This is a genomic window from Pseudoalteromonas sp. NZS71, assembly GCF_015864715.1.
GTDB lineage: Bacteria > Pseudomonadota > Gammaproteobacteria > Enterobacterales > Alteromonadaceae > Pseudoalteromonas > Pseudoalteromonas arctica.
On record NZ_JADYWS010000012.1, the window covers coordinates 73,943 to 93,042 of the forward strand.

The window sequence follows — 19,100 nt, forward strand, 5'->3', positions numbered from 1 at the left end:
TTATTTGTCCTTAAACTAACTAGGCATAAGTGAGGAGAAAAATTGAAAGGTAATAGATAAACGACTGAAATTTGCAAAACACATCAAAATCATTAAGGTTGAAGTACTACTTCAAATATTGAGAATTTAAGATGAGTGATTTTGTATGGTTATTACCGGCTGCTGTGTTGACAATAATTCTAATTAAGCTTGTTAAACAAACTAAAAAGTAGATTAAGTAAAAAAAGACTTAACTTTTTTGATATAACCGCCGGTAGTTAAAGTGACCAATAAGTCACTTTAAGACCTTAAATGCGGCTTAATGATCCCTAAAAGGCACTTTATTCTGAGGAGCGAAATACTAACAAGCTAGCTCAGTACTTTCATCAGACTTTAAATAGTTAATTCTATTATAAATAAATGTATTGAAAGACTGATTAACAACTCCTAAGTCAATAGATGTAAGCGCTAAGTAAGTTTTCTCATTTTCTGCAATCATGGATTTAACCAAGCTACTTACATCCAATTCAATATAATTATTATTTTTTAACCATACATCTAGTAACTCCATCATTTTTGATGATTCCATAAGTAAAAATTTTGTATGTTCAATTCGTTGAGATACATTTGTCGCAAATTTTTTCGCGCAAAAATTAGCTCCTTCTTTAGATTCAACAAGTGCATACCCAAGGATATCGCCTATTAACTTTTTACTATCATGAGTATCAAATGCTTCATCTCTAAGGTGTTTTAACATAGGCGGAGTATTAAATAGTTTAAAGTTATAATTCACAGCATCCGTTGCCATAATCATATCACTGCGGCGACTATATAAATTCAAATAGCGCATTGCATCATTTTTACAAAGTAATACATCAACATTTAGTATAAGTGTTGCACCACCCCGCTCTCTTCCTTTTGCTAGCGTTATTGTAATTGGTGTTGGTGTAGTTCGGGTTGTAGATTTACCCTTTACTAATCGAACGATGAAATCATGCCAATTGATAGTTGCTATATCCACATCATATTTATGAAATTTTTTATGGGTAAAAGTATAAAAGTCATGATGAGTATTAATATTACTTTCGATTTTTTCAGATATATCTACCTTTGCAACATACTCTTTTATTTTCATAGCTTTAGAGTCACTATATTGGGCTGCAATGGCTATCAAAACATCAAGTAAGGGGCTTGTTCGAGTATATTCCTTTGGGATAGGTGAATCACCTGATAGCGCACTAAAAGCCATATCACAGCCCGCTTTTTTCAATTTTTCAAGCACAGTAATAAATTCATTTTCAGGTAGTGTCCAAGATAAATCATCATCAAGTATAAATCCGATCCCCCCAAATTCGTTCATTTTACGACGAAGGTGTGCTTGGCAGATATTTCGACTATCCACAATAGGTGGGTAGTACGTAACTATATCTATTATTTCAACTGGACGACAAAACTGATAAATTTTTCTTGGTTCTGTTATACCAAATAATAAGATGGACGCTTTAATCTCAAAACTAGGTAACGCTTGATGCATGCTTTTCAACAAACTGTTTGCCACATCTATATCAGCACTGGCCAATACCACGTTAATGATGTTGTTAGACTGCATGGCTATACGACGCATAATTTGCTAAAAAATTTTCAAATTGTTTTTGGTGCTTTAAAAGATTACTCTCATCTAATGATTCATTATCTTGATGGATATTATGCAAGCGATCATTAGGACCAAACCCAATATAAACAGAGTCTTTCGGCAAATTGGCTAGAAGAGGACAAGCTTTGATGCCGTTTAGCTTATTTAGATGACGATATTCGATATTCGGATTATCCAAGCTGTGATTTAGCAAATCATGCCACGAAGATAACTGTAAACCAGTCAGAGAAGGCGACCATAGAAATGCAATTTGAGATCCTGTATCTAAATTATTAAACCCTGTTTCTTCAATGAAAGTATTCGCACCAAATGAACTTATCTCATGCTTAAAAATATCATAGGCAACTCTATTCCCATGCATAATTTCTTCCTCACCTTGAATTAACCACATAATTTCAGGGATTGCTTTTTTCGATGATATTAATGATTTCATAGCGAGCATCCGGGATAACAGAGGCCCCTTGTTATCGGCTATTCCTCGTCCATAAATACGACCGTTGATACGTTTTAATAAGAATGGATTTTCACTGACCCAATTATTCTCACTTTTCACTGGTGCAACATCATAATGACCATAAATGACTATTTTTTTATCACATAATCGTCCTGAATAGTGCGCTATTATTGTTGGCTGAGCTGTATGTTTAGTATTTGAAATCCGAATATCGAAGCCTAAACCTTCAAGGAAGCTAGTAACAAAATCAATAGCATTTTTATTACCTAGGGAATCCCCAACAATTGAGGCCATAGAGATGAATTTATTATATTCTGTTAATTCTATAGTCATTTCAGTAAATCTGTATATTGTGAGTCTAAAGAGAAGAAGATGGTGTTTTCATGTATCAGAGAGGCCCCCTTGAGTCGTAAATCGCGAACAATTTCATCATGAGGTACAAGCAACAATATCGCATCAAAAGGGCCTGTAGGCATTTGTTCTTCAACAATGCAGTTTTGGGTATCTTCCCACTTAACAACTGGGTCGTAAATAAGTGGCTTTGCTCCAAAATCTATCAATTCTCTTATAACTTCAAAATGTTTAGAATTTCTAACGTCAGGACAGTTGGGTTTAAAACTCACACCCAAGATTAATATTCTTGTGGAAGGTAGTGATAGGCCAGCCCGAATTAACTTTTTCAAAAATGTATTTGCAACGTAAGTAACCATATCCCCGTTAACTTGCCGAGCTGTATTTGTTATACGAGGTGCAACTCCATTCATAACCTGAGAATGAATTAAGTAATACGGATCAACAGCAACGCAGTGTCCACCAACTAACCCAGGTTTAAAGTCTAGAAAATTCCACTTACTACTGGCGCATTCTAATACATTGTTAAAATCTAATTTCAGCTTGTCCGATAGCTGATACATTTCGTTTATAAATGCAATATTGACATCACGCTGGGTGTTTTCTATTAACTTAGATAACTCAGCTGTTCTTATTGACTCAGCTTTCAACACTCCAGCAGGAACTATAAGTTCATATAATTGAGATAATATTTCTAAAGTAGATGTATTTGTGGCAGAAACAACCTTTACTATATGTTGTAAGCGATGAAGCTCATCTCCTGGATTAATTCGCTCAGGGCTGTACCCTAGCTGAAAGTCAATATTTGCCAGCAATCCACTTGTTTTTTCAATTTCAGAAGCAAACACTCCCTCTGTAACACCAGGATATACTGTAGATTCTAGGACAACAATATCGTTAGCTGAAATCACAGAGCCAACCATCTTTGCAGCATTCAATACCGCACTTAACTCCGGTTGGTATGCCTTATCAACTGGAGTCGGTGTAGTGACAATATATATATTCGCTCTTCGAATACACTCTAGATCATTAGACAGAGTTAAATGCTCAGCACTTTCAACTAACTTAATATCGCTTTCATTGGTGCGATCATTACTTTCATGTAATTCAGAGATTCTAGTTTCGTTTATGTCAAAACCTACTGTTTGGATATGCTGACCAAATGCTATTGCTAGCGGATAGCCGACATACCCTAGCCCAACGACTGCAACCACTTGATTATCTTTCATATATCCCTCTGCTTGTATTTAAGCTCACGTCGTTCAATCATCGTGTCAAAAGTTGGGTAATGGGAGAAGTAATGATGATTAGCTATAGAAGTGTTATCCATAATTTGTTCAAAAATGGATCTTAATGCTGTTCTTTCTGTCGTAGATATTTTCTTTAATTCATCTATAACCATTTTTTGCAAACCTGAGGTAATATCGAAAGGCTCTTTAGGAGCATGAATTATTGAGTTGGGTAATACATGTTTAAATGTATCTCTTAGTATTGTTTTTCCCACGTTCAAAGAAATGTCGCAAAGATCTTGAACGTCATGTGTTAATGCAAACTGAGTGACGCGATTATCTAAAAATGGGCAACGAGCCTCTATACTATGGCTGGCAGTAATAAGATCTAAGCGTCTCAATTCCGTGTAATGGAGGTTTTCAATCAAACAAGCTCTCATTTTCTCAGGGTCATTACGACCATTATACATTCCTTGATAACCACAGAAATACTCATCTGCACCTTCACCTGATAACAAAACGCGGATACCGTCTGCTTGTACAGCCTTACTGAGTAATAATGTTGCTAGTCCATTTGATATAATTGAAGGGTTATAGCTTTTTGTAATTTCGCATGTTTTTTTAATTAATCCTAAGAGCTCACTTTGTGTCGGTGGCTTAATTAAAACGACACGGCTAGGACAAACCTTTAGATGTTCTAGTAACGTCAAAACTGAATCGGGATAACTGTCAGCCACGACGTAATATCTTGCACTTTTGCTTAATCTTGTCTCTAAAATATAAGCAATAATCGAACTATCTAGCCCACCACTTAAAGCTACAGCGAATGGGATATCATTAGGGATTCGAAGTGCAATAGCACTTTCTATAATATCAACAAAGCTTCGTTTATTGGTCACAGTGTATTGATGGAGGTATTCTTTGGATACTACCCCAGTTTTTATATCAAACTTTGATACTCCAGGGGAGATTACATCTAACGTATTAGTGTATGTATCTATATAATCAGTATCAACGCCCGTTCCTATATGCCATCCCATACTACTATTCCAAACGAGCAAAGGCTTTTTACCAACATGATCTGTAAAAACTCTCAAATCTCCCGTTGATTTATCGAAAAGAACACCAGAGTACATTCCATTTGCCATCGTCATGGCCTGAGTCAAACCGTAACGCTCTATATACTCAAAAAAAATACCTACATCATTAAACTTATTTAATTCGAGACCAAGTATCTCAGCCAATTCTTGATAATTATATATCTCACCATTCAGTACTAAAATTTTCGACATACTTTGTAGTGGTTGAACAACTTGGGGAGAAGTTATAAATAAATGCGAAAATTCAAAATGTATAGGTATTCCATTAAAATGAATGGTTTCTATGCTAGAGTGGTCTTCGCCCCGAGATAGAATATCCTTTCCTACTTTCTTATTTAAATTAGATTGTCTTTCAGTGACACTTACAACAAACCCGCACATCAACTAATACTCTCTAGATATATTTTTAAGTCCGAAATCAATTCGGGAAAACTGCTCTGTACAAAACTCAAAAGCTCTATCGGTGTTAGGCTGTATTTTTGAGTATTTTTTCCTGCTTCATGTACAGCTAAACAGAAACCTGTAATTCGATAAAACTTTTCATTCATTAACCAGCAAAACCGAAGTTCTTGGCTGTAAGGCAGTTGTTGGAGATACCTGTTAGGGTATTTGGATAATATAATCTCTTCATTTTGAGCAACTAATGGAATACGGTTCATATCACGCCATTGTCGACCATCGTGTCGTTTGACAAGAAGCTTGTTTGACTCTTTGACAATTCGAAAGCGTATTCCTGCTGATGTATACTCTCGATAGATATCGCAAATATGAGCCTGATATATAGTTGGCCAGCCCGTACCAGAATCTAAAAAGCTAACCTTGTCTGAAGACTCCACTCGGATCAAACGATGTGTGTTTAAACCTGTCATGCAAACCTCAGCCTCATGTAATGTAGCTTTAAGACCCATTCTAGCTATGTGGGAATGCAAGCTTAGTGCGTGATCAAAACAAGTCCCCCCATTAATAACCTTCTTCCCCAATAACTGGCCTAGGTTGTGAAATGGAAAAGTCTCTAATTGATTCTTGAGCAATGCGCAAAGCTTAGCATTATGTTCACCCACAATAATCTTCCGTAATATGTATTCTCCTTAAAACTGATGGATAAAAGCTCTCACAGTCGACACCTAAAAGAATTAAGCCAAATAGCTGGCTTTGCTCAATTACTTTCTTATTATGTTTACCATGAGGGAAGCAAATAGACATCGTTTCTCTACATCCCAATCCTCTGATCCAATTAAAATTTTCAGTTAACTCTTTATTTAGCTCTCTTGGAGAAAGTTGGGTAAATGCCCTATGGCTACACCCGTGAATACCCAGTTCAATTCCTTGGCTATTGTACAGTTTTAGATGATGCTCCTTCATAAATAAATGAGTAGAATCCGCATCCACATCTATGCCAAACAAACGTTGTCGGAGATACCTATATCTCGAGGCTGTTATACCTCGTAATATTCTTTTTAATCGCCCACCAAGCAATGATCGACTAAGGTCTTTAGGTATATTCGGTGTCGACATCAAGTGAAGAGCCATATCATCAATCGGAGAAAAACCATCTAAAACAAAATCTTTAACAGGGTAAACTGTAGCGATCATTCCACGATTAATTAATTCATCAAATACACAAATATTATCTCTATATCCGTCATCGAAAGTAATAAATACATCGTTATGTGTATATCCTTTCGCCAATGCAGAAATTGGCTTAGTTTTCCAACCTTTTTTCTCTATAGTATCAAGCAGTTCGATGAACTTCTTCCAGCTAATGCCTGTTTGTCGCTGATAGTAATAGTTCTTTTCATCGTAATTTTTAAGGACACGATGAAACATGTAAATCCTTGGTTGCTTATCCATCAAAATTATCACTGACTAATGAAAATATACGGGAACCGTTTGTGTGGCTAAAATCATAGAAGTGTTCAATATCTAAAGAAGCTAAATTGATCTGATAAACTCCCGTGCGAGTATTCTTTACTGGACTATTAAGCCAGTTTGTCCGATTAGTTTCCTTATGAATAGCAGTGACCCCAATAAATAAAGCGTCATTAGCAACTAATAAACCTCGACACCACCCTTTGAACTTTGCTACCCGAAATAGATCAAAAAACAATTCAAAATTAAAAGGTAGCGATAGATTAGAACGAAACACTTTCCCTGAAACAGTGGTTATCCAAATATACTTCTTGTCAATAAAGCCATCATGGGGTTGTTCAGGTAATTTATTACTGAGTGGCTCTAGAGTTTTAGCGTCAATTAAGCATTTTTTTTTAAAACTTGTTACGATAACTTTGTTTTCAAGTTCTTTACCCACTTTGATCACATGATTGATATGCAGAGCATCAGGCACCTTACGTAGGTGAAAATCAATATTTATCGCTTCATGATCGTAATAATCACCTTGAGCTTTATATTCCCCTTTAATCCTTGATGATATTTCTTCTGTTGGAAGAAACTCTAATCGGTTAACAGACTGTAATTGATTGTCTAAAACATCGATACAATCACGCCCTGTATTAGCTATATGAATTAAGTGACCATCAAAGCTAACATGATGTAAATCATTATATTGTTTGTCTGTATTTATTATTTTTAACTCGCATAATTTACGGTCAATAATAAATACACGGTTAAAATCACAACCCACAAGCAAGTCATTGCTAATCCATGTAACACTGGTAAAACCTTTGCCTGCAACATCTCTCTCAGAGGAAGGTAGGGTGGCTAATAAACTCCTTTTCTTTGTCTCTGTATCTAATTGCCACAACTCACTTTTTGGACTTCCGAAAAAGTAACTTATTGGGATGAGTAATTTCATCGATTATGACCACTGTCTATAGAACCGCTTTTTGACTCAAGCAAAGACAATTTTTGAAGCGTTATTCTTAATTCATCTAAACTGCTAATATGATAAAGCTTTGAATTACAACGTTGGTCCAAATACTCATCGGTCAATTTGTCAGCCCAGCCTCCAGAGCCTTTCATCAAAAGTATTGGCTTGTTTATTTGGGATGCTAAAGCTATTTCACTTAAGGTCCCCGCACCACCACCCAGAACGACAATGGCAAATCCGCTAGATACAACTAGCTGATTTCGACCAATATCTAACCCAGATGGTATAATAATATCAGTGTATTTATTTGCTGTATCCTCTTTAAGAGACGACAGTATGCCGATTGTTTGACTTGGTTCAGCCCCTGATTTATGCCCTTTGCAGCTGGCTTCCATTACGCCACCCAAACCACCACAAACCAGATGAAAGCCAAGCTCATTAATAATTAAGCCTACGGCCTCAGCCATATCCTTTAATTGAGGCGATTTTATCTTAGCATTACCGATGACAGATACCTGAGGAAATGACAACTTACTACTCCCTGTAAAAAAGAGAATTATACCTAATCCATTCTTTATCAATCAATAATCTTAATAGAAAAACGCATTTTTTAAGTAATCTTGAACAGGCTTGATTGGAAGAAAGACTTTGATATGCCTTTTTTACTAAATAGGAAGCCTAATCTTAAAAAATATAGCCTCAGTTAGCAGCAAATCTAATTGCTCAATTATGCCCCCTAAATTTAACGTAAATTATGACAAAGCCCTAGCCATCTAAAACCGCACACAAAACGTTAACTAAGGCTATTAGAAATTAATTTAAATATTTTTTCTGTAAACCGTAATAGTTTGTTTAAGCCGAAACTACCTAAGCTGATTCGAAATTAATTTAAATAATTTTATGCAAATCGCCATAGTTCGTATAAGCCGAAACTACTTAAGCCGATTCAAAATTAATTTAAGAAATTAGCAAAGAATCACAAAAGTTCGCCTGGGTAAAACCTACTTAGGGCGAGGAAAAATTACTTTATGTGAGGATAGAAAATGAACTTATCTGAATTATTCGGCCCTACTATGTCACTGAAGCAACTATGCCAAGTTTTAAATATGTCTAGAACTAGTTATTACAATTACACTCAAAGCAATCAAGACAATTCACAGTTTAAGCATGGCTTCCCTAAGCCTTTACAGAATCACAGAAAGAGAATTTTTATTACCGCACAAGTTGAAGAGTATATTTTGGGTCAGGCGGGTTAGTTATTGCCGGCAATTAAAATTAGTAAAGTTAACTTTAATTTAATAAGAGCTACTAACATCTATTTTTGTAGCTCTTATTAATAACAGCATTATTTAGCTATTAATTTTTTCAATTTCTACCTTTAACTTTGACCAAAGTAGTTCATAAGCCTCTAATTGCTCATCTAAATAATCGGCTTTGTTGTAGTGCTTCATAGTCCCTTTGAGTTTATGGCCTAACATACGCTCTGTTATTACTAACCATTTTGAATCAATTTCACAGAGCGTAGTTTGTAACATGCGCCTAAAGTCATGCGGAACAATTTTAGATATTTGGTGCTTCATAAATAGTTTAGAAGACATCCTTGTGCAAAAACGGTTTAAAGCATGGGTAGTAATTTCTTTATTGCTGTTGTCACCATCACCTTTAAAAACATACCCCGTTTTTCCATAAATAAGAGCTATTTCTTCTAGCAGTTCTTTGACTTTGCTTGGGATTGGATGCCTTTCTGGCCTTTGAGAGCTCACATCGCCTTCAAGAGCTCCCCGCCGAGTTGCTTGCTTTTGCCCCTTAGGCACAGGGATAGTCCAAATCATATTTACTAAATCTAAGTCTTCCCATTTCATATTACGCACTGTGCTATTTCTAGCGCCAAGCAAAATTATAAGTTTCAGACAGATTTTTGTTTGTGGTAGAGCTTTAGATTTATCAATTTCTAACCACATCATGGCTGCTTCGTATAAACTGGGAGTTCGCTCCCCAACATTAGGGGCTTTACCTACATCTTTTACTTTAAATAGTAGTAGGTTTGAATTTGATACTAACTCCCATTTAACACCCCAGGTAATAACAGATTTTAATAGTTTAAAGACTACGCCTGCCATGTTGGCGCTTTTTTCAGACTTTACCCATTCAAAAAAATCCATCCAATTTTGACTAGTGATCTCATCAAACGGCATATTAAGGTTTTTCTTGACCCACTTCTCTTTTAGCGGCTTTTTTATAGGTTCATTTAAAATCCACTTTCTTACAGTTGTGGCATGAGTTGCTTGCGTGTTTTCTTTGTGTTCAATAGCAGAAACTTTTTCTAACCACATTAAGCACAAACCTTCGAGAGTCATAATTTTTTTGCTTTTAGCCTGACGACTCTTGCCCATTACAGATTTAGGGTTTTTGCCTTCTTGAATACACTGCCTTAAGTCAGGAACCAAAGCTCTAGCTTGTGACAACGAAATTGCAGGGTAATTTCCAAGCGAAAGTCTGTCGGCCTTTCCGTTGTATCTGAACCTGTATTGCCAAGCAATTTTACCCTTCTGGGAGACTCGTATACTAAGCGAGTCTCGATCTGCAAGCTCAAAAGGCTTATCATGTGACTTATTAAGAAACTTTTTTAATTTACTGTCTGTTAAACTCATTTTTTTGTACACACCAAATCTTTTATCTGCACACGATAGTGTACACAAATTCAATTAATAGAAAAGCTATAAAATAAAGCTTTGATGAATTATATTTTCAAAAATTTAAAAATTATTCAGTAAATTCAAAAGATTGAAACACAAGGCTTTACAACTATGAACTTGAATGAACAAGCAACTATTTACTGGCACGACTACGAGACTTGGGGGGCGAGCCCTCAAAAGGATAAGCCGAGCCAATTTGCGGGTATTCGTACCGATCTTGATTTAAATATAATTGGCGAGCCGCTTATTGAATATTGTAAGCCGCAAGCGGATTACTTACCTCACCCTGAGGCATGTTTAATTACGGGTATTACGCCACAAGTGGCGATGAAAAAAGGCTTAGTTGAAGCTGAGTTTATAGCAAAAATTCATGCTGAGTTTAGTGTGCCAAACACCTGTGTTGCCGGTTACAACAGCATTCGGTTTGATGACGAAGTAAGCCGTTATAGCTTTTACCGTAATTTTTACGACCCATACGAGCGCGAATATAAAAATAATAATAGTCGCTGGGATATTATTGATTTAGTACGTGCTTGTTATGCGCTGCGCCCTGAAGGCATTGAATGGCCGTTAAAAGAAGACGGAAGCCCAAGCTTTAAGCTAGAGCATTTAACGGTAGCCAATGGTATTGAACACGCCGCTGCGCATGACGCACTAAGCGATGTAACCGCCACTATTGCATTGGCTAAACTAATAAAAGAAAAACAGCCAAAGCTATATAACTTCTTTTTTGGGCTGCGTAATAAAAAAGCCCTTGCTGAATTGGTTGATGTATTTAACATGACGCCGCTGGTGCATACCACATCGCGCATACCTGCAACACAAGGCTGTACAAGCTGGGTTGCACCAATGAGCTTTCATCCGGTTAATAAAAACGCGGTTATTTGTTTTGATTTAACCCAAAATCCGCAAGTACTCATTGATTTAAACGTAGAAGAGTTACGCAAACGTTTATACACCAAACGTGTAGATTTAGCCGAGGACGATTTACCTGTTGGCTTAAAACTAGTGCATTTAAACAAGTGCCCTATTTTAGCCCCAGCTAAAACGTTATTACCTGAAAATGCCGCCCGCCTTGGGATTGATCGCGAGCAGTGCTTAGCTAACTTAGCTATTTTAAAAGCCAATACCGACCTTCGCGATAAAGTAACGGAAGTGTTTAACGAGCAAGGTGATTACAGCGCAACAACTAACGTTGACTACTTACTTTACGATGGGTTTACAAGCCATGCTGATAAAGCTAAATTTGCGATTATTCGTGATGCAAAACCAGATGAATTGGCTGGGTTGAAGTTAGACTTTGAAGATAAAAAGTTTAATACGTTGTTGTTTAGATACCGCGCCCGTAACTGGCCTGAAACGCTAAACCAGCAAGAGCTTGATCAATGGCGCCAGTATTGCCAAAACAAGCTAATGCACGGCGAAGATCAACCATCGATTAACGCGCAAGATTTTATGATCACCCTTGAAAACCTAGCGCATGAACATGACGACAGCGAAAAAAATCTTACAATTTTAAAGGCGCTGTATAACTACGCACAAAGCATGTAATTTTGTTTGTATAACGCATTAAAAACGCGACGCTTTAGCAATAAAGCGTCGCGTTTTTGTTTATAAATATCTGTACCACTTCAAACAAAGCAAAATCTATTTCACAAAGAGAAGCGAATGAGGAGTAAATGAGAAGACATAAAAACAATAATTTTTTAGATCTATTACTTCCTCTAAAAGCGCAGCGCCTCTAAACCTCTTTGTGAGCCCGTCACGCAAGCAAGCTTCGCGTCTACAAGTAAAATTCATATCGACACTTTGGGGTAAACGTTGAGCTTGCTCACGTGAAAAGCACAGCTTTTAATTACTTAAATAAAAATCTATTTCACAAAGAGAAGCGAATGAGGAGTAAATGAGAAGACATAAAAAACAATCTTTTTTAGATCTATTACTTCCTCTAAAAGCGCAGCGCCTCATAACCTCTTTGTGAATAAATTACTTTACGGGCTTTGCCCGTCACGCAAGCAAGCTTCGCGTCTACAGCGTTACTTTTTATGCAGCGCTTCAATGCGTGCTAGTAAGCTTGAGGTGTCGTATCTGCCACCGCCGAGTGCTTGTACATCGGCGTAATATTGATCGACCGTTGCGGTCATTGGTAAAGTAGCGCCGTTGTTTTTAGCTTCATCGAGTGCAATACCTAAATCTTTGCGCATCCAATCTACGGCAAAGCCAAACTCATATTCACCTGCCCACATTGTTTTGTAGCGGTTTTCCATTTGCCACGAACCGGCTGCACCTTTAGAAATGGTTTCTATAACTTTTTCACCATCAAGCCCAGCTTGCTTGGCAAAATGTAAGCCTTCGGCTAAACCTTGCACTACACCAGCAATACAAATTTGATTAACCATTTTACAAAGTTGTCCCGAGCCAACGCCGCCTAACAATTGGCTAAAACGACTAAACGCCGCCATAACTGGCTGCACTTTAGCAAATACAGCTTCACTACCACCCGCCATAACCGTTAATACGCCGTTTTCGGCGCCAGCTTGTCCGCCCGATACAGGCGCATCTATAAAGTCGATATTTTGCAGAGCCGCTTTTGCAGCCACTTCACGTGCTACTTCGGCAGAGGTTGTGGTGTGATCAACCAAAACAGTGTGCGGTAACATACCCGCTAACACGCCGTCGTCGCCATACACTACTGAGCGTAAATCGTCATCGTTACCAACACACATAAATACGATGTCGGCATTGTTGGCAGCTTCGCGCGGGGTGGGTGCAAGGCTTCCTGAATGTTCTGCAGTCCACGCTTGTGCTTTAGCTTGAGTACGGTTATACACGCATACGCTGTATCCTGCTTTTGCTAAATGCCCCGCCATTGGGTAACCCATTACGCCTAAACCTATAAATGCGACTTTCATTGACATAAAAATGACCTATTAAACTGATAACTTAGAAACTAGACCTCGATTATGTCAACCGGTCGATAAAAAAGCGAATGAAAGTCTTTATAAAATTTCCTTAGCGGGAAAGGTAAGTAGGTAACCTATGGATAGTATTTATCAATTTAATGCACCACTTTTTAACAGCGAAAATTTTCCTCTTAGCCAGTTACAGGGCAAAACCGTCCTTATTGTTAATACAGCGAGTAAGTGTAATTTTTCGGTGCAATTAAACGCACTCGAAAAGCTCTATCAGCAATACAAAAGCAATGGTTTTACTGTGCTTGCGTTTCCATGTAACCAGTTTGGCCAAAATGAGCCACTTGATAATTTAGCCATTAAAGACTTTTACCAAGATCAATTTAATACCTCATTTGAGGTATTTGGTAAGCTAATGGTAAATGGGCCAGAAACACATCCATTGTTTAATTATTTAAAATCGCATACGCGAGGTATTTCGCAAAATCGTGCAATTAAGTGGAATTTCACTAAGTTTTTAATTAACTCACAAGGGCAACTTGTTGCACGCTATGCACCACGTACTAAGCCCGAAACACTTAAACAAGTAATAGAAAGCAACCTACTGCAAGCCGCAAAGTTAAGCGCTGCTAGAGGTGGTAAAAAAGTATCGTCAAAAATACCTTTGTTTACCTCAAGTAAGGCTCCGCTTAAGGCTTAATTTAAATCAATAAAATGCGCGTTACTAAAGCACAGGTTTATAAAGTAGTTTATTGTATTAGTAATAAATAATACTCCTTAAGCGTCGAGGCTATTACCATGAACATTGCTTTTTTTAGTACTCAAAAGTACGAACTGCCTTTTTTTGAACAAAGTACACGCGATCACCGTGATATAAAAATAACGTATTTTGAGCAAGCCCTGAGCGAACAAACGGCTATTTTAGCAAACGGGTTTGATGCCATATGTGTATTTGTTAACGACACCGTAAACACCACGGTTATTGAACAACTGGCAAGCCAAGGCATAAATACTATTTTGCTGCGTTGTGCAGGATTTAATAACGTTGATTTACCTGCAGCAAAAGCACATAAAATTAAAGTATTACGTGTTCCTGCTTACAGCCCTGAGGCCGTAGCCGAGCATTGTATTGCACTTATGCTAACGCTTAGCCGTAAAACCCATAAAGCGTATAACCGCGTACGCGAAGACAATTTTGATTTAAACGGATTACTAGGCTTTAACTTGCACAATAAAACCGTGGGTATTGTAGGTTGCGGTAAAATTGGCCTTGCGCTGTGCAACATTTTAAATGGCTTTGGCGCTAAAGTATTAGTGTGCGACCCATACGCACAACCTGGCAATTATACAATTACCGATATAGACACCTTACTTAGCCAAAGCGATGTGATTTCTTTGCATTGCCCTTTAACGGAGCAAACTCATCATTTAATAAATGACGAGGCATTTAACAAAATGAAAACCGGCGTTATGCTTATTAACACCTCTCGCGGGGCACTGCTTAACAGCAAAGCGTGCATTAATGCACTTAAAACTAAAAAATTAGGGTACTTAGGGCTCGACGTTTACGAGCAAGAGTCGGAGCTGTTTTTTAAAAACCACAGCGACGAAATAAATCAAGACGATATATTTTCGCGCTTAGTGAGCTTTAAAAATGTTTTAGTAACAGGCCATCAGGGCTTTTTTACCCAAGAAGCACTCACCGAAATAGCAAACACAACCCTACTTAACGCGCTTGAAGTAAATGAAGGTAGGCCTCTGACTAATGAGGTTTTATAAAGTTCTTGGCTATACCTAAATTTTAGGCACAAAAAAAGCGAAGTACGTTTTAAACTCACTTCGCTTTATTAATTTATTTTAGGGCTTAGATAAAATTAACCAAAGGCAACGTTTGCAAATACCAAGGTCATTAATATTGGGCAAACAAAACGAATATACTGAGCAAACCAGTAATGTACGCCTGTTGTTGCTTGATGTAATTTATTACCACGCTGCCACATCCACCCTACTGTAATAAAGTAAAATAAACCCATAAGCGGTAATTGGTATTGAGTAAATAGCATAATAACTAAGCCAAATAACCAATCAAAATTTAGTATAATTGCGCTTGCACACACAAGTACAACGCCGCTAACGGCCCAGGTTGCTTTGGTGCGGCTAACGTTGTGGTTTTCGACTAAAAACGCTACCGGAATTTCAGTCGTCGATATTGTTGACGTAACCGATGCAATAGACATTAATACAAAAAACAATAAACCAACTAATAAGCCAATTTCGCCCATGGTGCTAAATAGCTCAGGTAAAATAGCAAAAATAAGTTGCCCTTCGCCAATCAGTTTACCGCCACTAAATACCTCTACACCGTTGTGCTGCGCCACATAAATAGCAGGAATAATAAGTAAGCCCGCTAAAAATGCGACACTGGTATCGAGTAAAGCAACACCTGCGGTGAGCTTTGGTAAATTAGCATCTGGCTGTAAATACGAGCCGTAAATCATCATACAACCCACACCTAGTGAGAGCGAAAAGAACGCTTGCCCCATTGCAGCAATAATTAAATTAGGGTCGAGTATTTGGCTAAAATCAGGAATTAAATACGCGGCAAAGCCTTCGCTTGCTCCATCGAGTGTTGCAATGTAGGCAATTAAACCAACTAGCAGCACAAGTAACAGTGGCATTAAACGGCGCGACCAGGTTTCGATTCCCGATTTAACCCCTTTTAAAATAATACTGGCTGTTAAAATAAGCATAAGCGGCGTAAATACAAAATTACGCAGCACTGAGTCGCTATGTAAAAATTCGCTTGCGCCTGTGAAACCTAAAAAGGTTGTTATGGGTTCAATAGCGTACGAAAGCATCCATCCTGCCACTATTGAATAAAAACTTAGCATAACAACTGCGCCCGCAAGGCCTATGTAACCTGCTGCTGCGCCTACTTTACGGCTAGTGTTTTGCCATGCATCGCCCAATGCTTTTACAGGGTTAGCTTGTGCTTTGTGACCTAAATAAAGTTCTGTATACAGCGCAGGAAGCGCAAGTAAAAATATAACAATAAAGTAAACCAGTAAAAATGCACCGCCACCATGGTTGGCCGCTTGCGTAGGAAAACCCCAAATATTACCCAAACCCACTGCTGCGCCAGCAGCGGCTAAAACAAAACCAAGTCGGCTTTGAAACCCATCACGCACTTGTGCCATACATCTACAAATCTGTTATTATTTTGATTATTGTGAATTAAACCATATTTCATGCCAGCTGAGTAATAAAATTGTACCCAGCCTTTGTTAGTGGCGTTAACCGCTCACAATATCAGCGACTTCTTTTGCTTTAGGGCTTTTATGACTGAACACTATTTTAAAAATGCCTTGAGTATTACTTCAACTCAATTGGCAAACTTGTCTTTAGCGAGTAACAGTATTTTATTATTTAATGCTAAAACACTTGAGCTTAGTGACTTTAATTTGCCCGATTGCTTAAGCCCATTTGAATTAACTATTATAAACCGCCGTAAAAGCCCGCCAGCTAAGCAAGAGTATTTAGCTACGCGGTTATTGTTAAAACACCTTATTAAAGTAACGCAGCCGCAACATGCGCACGTAGCCCTTAATAAAATGAGTACCGAATTTGACGAGGCAAGCTCAAAGCTGCAAATACATGTGAGTGGTGATGTTATTAATACCTGTATTTCGCACTCGCATGGTTTAGTTGGGGTCGCGCTAAATCTTGATAAAAGTGAGTTTGGTTTTGATATTGAAAAAGTAAGCCTAAAGCGCCCGTTTGAAAAGCTCGCTAAGCATTTTTACCATAATGATGAAATTACACTTATCACCAAGCCCACTAATACCGAAGCCCAAGCAGATACGTTTTTTAGAATTTGGACATTAAAAGAGTCACTTGCTAAAGCCACCAGCCGCCCTATTGCAAAATTACTTAGCCCTAATGTGTTTGACGAATTACATAGTGCAAAGCTGAGTGCTAGCAGTAATAACGTTACTGTAGTTGATAGTAGTAACAGCAATGTTTGTTTTGATGTGAGTGTGGTGCATAAAAAAAGCATCGACTGGCGATGCTTTTTATTAAATGACTTTGTTAAGTAACTTTATTAAGTGACTTTACTAGTTAATTTTACTAGGTAACTTTACTAGGTAACTTTACTAGGTGATTTTCCTGAATAACGATTACTTACGCAGCAAAATCATTTTCTAATAAACGGCTATGAATAGACTGTACTATGTTATCTGACTCAGTTTGCTCTACTAAAAAGCACAAGTTGTGCTTACTTGCACCGTGACAAATTAATCGAATGTTAAAGTCTTTTAGTACACTCATTAAGTTCATTTCGTGTTGGCGTAATTGAATCTCAGAGCCAATAAGTGCCACCAGTGTTAGGTTGTTTTCTACCGAAACATGGCAAAACTCTGCAAGCTTATCTAGGCATTCTTGATCAAGCTCTGGACGCGAGGCGTTTTGCGCGTTATCAAGGGTTATAGCTACGCTAATTTCTGATGTGGTTACCAAATCTACCGATATATTGTATTCACTTAATAGTGTAAATACGCGTGCTAAAAAGCCGCTTGCTAGGAGCATTTCTGGGCTTTTAAGCGTAAGCAATATTTGGTTTTTACGTTGCGTTACTGCGCGTATACCTGGTTGCTGCGATTTTTCGCGCTCAATCCATGTACCGCCACGCTCTGGCTCGCGGCTAGAGCCTACAAATACATTAATGTGGCTACGGCTCGCTGGTAAAATAGTTGCTGGGTGCAATACTTTTGCGCCAAAGGTTGCCATTTCAGCGGCTTCGTCAAAACTTAAACGTGCAATTGGCGTCGCTTTTGCGCACAAACGCGGGTCGGTGCTAAAAATACCCACTACGTCGGTCCAAATATGCACGCTTTTAGCGTTAATTGCTTCAGCTAATAATGCAGCGCTATAGTCAGAACCACCACGTCCAAGCGTTGTGGTTTGGCCGTATTCGTCACTGCCAATAAAGCCCTGAGTCACAATTACTTGAGCGTCTAATAACGGGATTAAATGTTCTTTAGCAGCTTGCGCTGTGGCTGCAACATTAGGCGTTGCTTTACCAAATTGGCTGTCGGTTTTAAGCACCTTGCGCACATCAAAGCGATCGGCGTTTAAACCTTGTAAACGCAGTACCTGAGCAAACAAATACGACGATAAACGCTCACCAAAGCTAAGTAGCTCGTCGTGTTGCTGATCGGTTGTTAGTGGCTCTTGAGCCAATGTTTGAAATGCTTTTAGGGTTTCGTTAAAGCCAACCGCTAAATCGGCATCTAGCGATAACTCATCTAAAATAGTTTGTTGAATAGCAAGCACGCCGTTTATATGCTCTTGGCGCTCACTTGAGGTAATACTTGGTTTGCACAGTGCAACTAAGTGGTTAGTTACGCCGGCACTAGCGCTCACGGCAACAATACGTACACTTTTATCTGCAACAATAATTTCGCTACAGCGACTCATCGCTTCAAAGTTGGCAACACTGGTTCCGCCAAATTTGGCAACGATGTAATCTGATTTTGCGCTTAACTCTGTTTGAGGCACTGTTTGTGGCGCTGATTGGGTAGTCATTTAGTCTCCTTTCGCGATATCCAAATCGCAATAAAACAAGAAGAACTTGGCAAAGGAATGCTTGAAGATAAGTCCACTGCCAGAAGCTCTCCACCTATATTGGTGACAGTTTTGAGGATTCAGCCCCATAAACCGAAAAATAATGACGACGTACCATTATTTTCCTCGGCGAGTACTTCCCTCCTTAATGATCATCGGCTTTCGTCGCCTAACATTAAGTACCTAAGTATCGCACCTCTTCTGAATGCTTTATTAACCAGTGGCTAATAAAACAAAACCCCACTAAGTAGCGGGGCTTTGAAAGTTATCGTT

General features: G+C 38.2%; 17 protein-coding genes and 1 riboswitch. Of the genes, 5 read left to right on the forward strand and 12 right to left on the reverse strand.

Translation table 11 applies throughout. The features are described from left to right. Positions 1-340: 340 nt before the first annotated feature. From I6E85_RS09820 to I6E85_RS09855, 8 genes are read right to left on the reverse strand one after another with little or no spacing between them, the layout of a single operon-like run. Positions 341-1,603: a hypothetical protein gene (locus I6E85_RS09820; protein ID WP_197236906.1), complete on the reverse strand. Its 1,263-nt coding sequence runs from the start codon at positions 1,601-1,603 to the stop codon at positions 341-343. Next, positions 1,578-2,420, reverse strand: coding sequence for a M20/M25/M40 family metallo-hydrolase (locus I6E85_RS09825; RefSeq protein ID WP_231621038.1), 843 nt, complete (start codon positions 2,418-2,420; stop codon positions 1,578-1,580). The genes I6E85_RS09820 and I6E85_RS09825 overlap by 26 nt, the downstream gene beginning before the upstream one ends. After that, the gene (locus I6E85_RS09830; RefSeq protein ID WP_197236907.1) at positions 2,417-3,667 is read right to left on the reverse strand and encodes a nucleotide sugar dehydrogenase; all 1,251 of its coding nucleotides are present in this window, start codon (positions 3,665-3,667) and stop codon (positions 2,417-2,419) included. The genes I6E85_RS09825 and I6E85_RS09830 overlap by 4 nt, the downstream gene beginning before the upstream one ends. Further along, the gene (locus tag I6E85_RS09835) at positions 3,664-5,148 is read right to left on the reverse strand and encodes an asparagine synthase-related protein (protein ID WP_197236908.1); all 1,485 of its coding nucleotides are present in this window, start codon (positions 5,146-5,148) and stop codon (positions 3,664-3,666) included. Before I6E85_RS09835 ends, I6E85_RS09830 begins: the two co-directional genes overlap by 4 nt. After that, positions 5,148-5,828, reverse strand: coding sequence for an arylamine N-acetyltransferase (locus I6E85_RS09840; RefSeq protein WP_197236909.1), 681 nt, complete (start codon positions 5,826-5,828; stop codon positions 5,148-5,150). The genes I6E85_RS09835 and I6E85_RS09840 overlap by 1 nt, the downstream gene beginning before the upstream one ends. Next, positions 5,821-6,594: a polysaccharide deacetylase family protein gene (locus tag I6E85_RS09845; RefSeq protein ID WP_231621039.1), complete on the reverse strand. Its 774-nt coding sequence runs from the start codon at positions 6,592-6,594 to the stop codon at positions 5,821-5,823. Before I6E85_RS09845 ends, I6E85_RS09840 begins: the two co-directional genes overlap by 8 nt. A 16-nt stretch (positions 6,595-6,610) precedes the next feature. After that, entirely contained in the window at positions 6,611-7,579 is a 969-nt protein-coding gene (locus I6E85_RS09850; protein WP_197236911.1) for a hypothetical protein, read from the reverse strand. Then, positions 7,576-8,175: a TIGR00725 family protein gene (locus tag I6E85_RS09855; RefSeq protein WP_306790320.1), complete on the reverse strand. Its 600-nt coding sequence runs from the start codon at positions 8,173-8,175 to the stop codon at positions 7,576-7,578. The genes I6E85_RS09850 and I6E85_RS09855 overlap by 4 nt, the downstream gene beginning before the upstream one ends. A gap of 462 nt (positions 8,176-8,637) precedes the next feature. On the opposite strand from I6E85_RS09855, the gene I6E85_RS09860 reads away from it, so the two are divergent. After that, positions 8,638-8,850, forward strand: a complete 213-nt coding sequence (locus I6E85_RS09860) for a hypothetical protein (protein WP_138489284.1) — start codon at positions 8,638-8,640, stop codon at positions 8,848-8,850. Between the two features lie 93 nt (positions 8,851-8,943). Here the strand turns inward: I6E85_RS09860 and I6E85_RS09865 are convergent, their stop codons facing one another. Beyond that, positions 8,944-10,245 (reverse strand): integrase family protein, encoded by a 1,302-nt coding sequence (locus I6E85_RS09865; RefSeq protein ID WP_138489285.1) that lies wholly within the window; start codon positions 10,243-10,245, stop codon positions 8,944-8,946. Positions 10,246-10,401: 156 nt separating this feature from the next. On the opposite strand from I6E85_RS09865, the gene sbcB reads away from it, so the two are divergent. Next, positions 10,402-11,841, forward strand: a complete 1,440-nt coding sequence (gene sbcB, locus I6E85_RS09870) for an exodeoxyribonuclease I (protein ID WP_197236913.1) — start codon at positions 10,402-10,404, stop codon at positions 11,839-11,841. 485 nt (positions 11,842-12,326) lie between these two features. Here sbcB and I6E85_RS09875 read toward each other — a convergent pair whose 3' ends face one another. After that, the gene (locus tag I6E85_RS09875) at positions 12,327-13,208 is read right to left on the reverse strand and encodes an NAD(P)-dependent oxidoreductase (RefSeq protein ID WP_024590865.1); all 882 of its coding nucleotides are present in this window, start codon (positions 13,206-13,208) and stop codon (positions 12,327-12,329) included. A gap of 121 nt (positions 13,209-13,329) precedes the next feature. On the opposite strand from I6E85_RS09875, the gene I6E85_RS09880 reads away from it, so the two are divergent. Further along, positions 13,330-13,902, forward strand: coding sequence for a glutathione peroxidase (locus tag I6E85_RS09880; RefSeq protein WP_024590864.1), 573 nt, complete (start codon positions 13,330-13,332; stop codon positions 13,900-13,902). Positions 13,903-14,000: 98 nt separating this feature from the next. Continuing rightward, positions 14,001-14,981: a 2-hydroxyacid dehydrogenase gene (locus I6E85_RS09885; protein WP_024590863.1), complete on the forward strand. Its 981-nt coding sequence runs from the start codon at positions 14,001-14,003 to the stop codon at positions 14,979-14,981. Between the two features lie 95 nt (positions 14,982-15,076). On the opposite strand, the gene I6E85_RS09890 is transcribed toward I6E85_RS09885, so the two are convergent. Beyond that, the gene (locus I6E85_RS09890; protein ID WP_024590862.1) at positions 15,077-16,399 is read right to left on the reverse strand and encodes a sodium-dependent transporter; all 1,323 of its coding nucleotides are present in this window, start codon (positions 16,397-16,399) and stop codon (positions 15,077-15,079) included. A 141-nt stretch (positions 16,400-16,540) separates the two neighbouring features. Between I6E85_RS09890 and I6E85_RS09895 the strand changes: the two genes are divergently transcribed. Then, positions 16,541-17,299, forward strand: a complete 759-nt coding sequence (locus tag I6E85_RS09895; RefSeq protein WP_024590861.1) for a 4'-phosphopantetheinyl transferase superfamily protein — start codon at positions 16,541-16,543, stop codon at positions 17,297-17,299. 85 nt (positions 17,300-17,384) lie between these two features. On the opposite strand, the gene lysC is transcribed toward I6E85_RS09895, so the two are convergent. Then, positions 17,385-18,788: a lysine-sensitive aspartokinase 3 gene (gene lysC / locus I6E85_RS09900; RefSeq protein WP_024590860.1), complete on the reverse strand. Its 1,404-nt coding sequence runs from the start codon at positions 18,786-18,788 to the stop codon at positions 17,385-17,387. A 75-nt stretch (positions 18,789-18,863) separates the two neighbouring features. After that, positions 18,864-19,036: riboswitch (Lysine riboswitch) on the reverse strand. Positions 19,037-19,100: the final 64 nt, after the last annotated feature.

What these genes read in the sequence shown, in the direction of transcription:
- I6E85_RS09880 (WP_024590864.1), top strand. Translation starts at nt 13,330, where the DNA reads ATGGATAGTATTTATCAATTTAATGCACCACTTTTTAACAGCGAAAAT.
- I6E85_RS09845 (WP_231621039.1), bottom strand. Translation starts at nt 6,594, where the DNA reads ATGTTTCATCGTGTCCTTAAAAATTACGATGAAAAGAACTATTACTAT.
- I6E85_RS09850 (WP_197236911.1), bottom strand. Translation starts at nt 7,579, where the DNA reads ATGAAATTACTCATCCCAATAAGTTACTTTTTCGGAAGTCCAAAAAGT.
- I6E85_RS09830 (WP_197236907.1), bottom strand. Translation starts at nt 3,667, where the DNA reads ATGAAAGATAATCAAGTGGTTGCAGTCGTTGGGCTAGGGTATGTCGGC.
- I6E85_RS09890 (WP_024590862.1), bottom strand. Translation starts at nt 16,399, where the DNA reads ATGGCACAAGTGCGTGATGGGTTTCAAAGCCGACTTGGTTTTGTTTTA.
- I6E85_RS09885 (WP_024590863.1), top strand. Translation starts at nt 14,001, where the DNA reads ATGAACATTGCTTTTTTTAGTACTCAAAAGTACGAACTGCCTTTTTTT.
- I6E85_RS09860 (WP_138489284.1), top strand. Translation starts at nt 8,638, where the DNA reads ATGAACTTATCTGAATTATTCGGCCCTACTATGTCACTGAAGCAACTA.
- sbcB (WP_197236913.1), top strand. Translation starts at nt 10,402, where the DNA reads ATGAACTTGAATGAACAAGCAACTATTTACTGGCACGACTACGAGACT.
- I6E85_RS09875 (WP_024590865.1), bottom strand. Translation starts at nt 13,208, where the DNA reads ATGTCAATGAAAGTCGCATTTATAGGTTTAGGCGTAATGGGTTACCCA.
- I6E85_RS09835 (WP_197236908.1), bottom strand. Translation starts at nt 5,148, where the DNA reads ATGTGCGGGTTTGTTGTAAGTGTCACTGAAAGACAATCTAATTTAAAT.
- I6E85_RS09820 (WP_197236906.1), bottom strand. Translation starts at nt 1,603, where the DNA reads ATGCGTCGTATAGCCATGCAGTCTAACAACATCATTAACGTGGTATTG.
- I6E85_RS09825 (WP_231621038.1), bottom strand. Translation starts at nt 2,420, where the DNA reads ATGACTATAGAATTAACAGAATATAATAAATTCATCTCTATGGCCTCA.
- I6E85_RS09865 (WP_138489285.1), bottom strand. Translation starts at nt 10,245, where the DNA reads ATGAGTTTAACAGACAGTAAATTAAAAAAGTTTCTTAATAAGTCACAT.
- I6E85_RS09895 (WP_024590861.1), top strand. Translation starts at nt 16,541, where the DNA reads ATGACTGAACACTATTTTAAAAATGCCTTGAGTATTACTTCAACTCAA.
- lysC (WP_024590860.1), bottom strand. Translation starts at nt 18,788, where the DNA reads ATGACTACCCAATCAGCGCCACAAACAGTGCCTCAAACAGAGTTAAGC.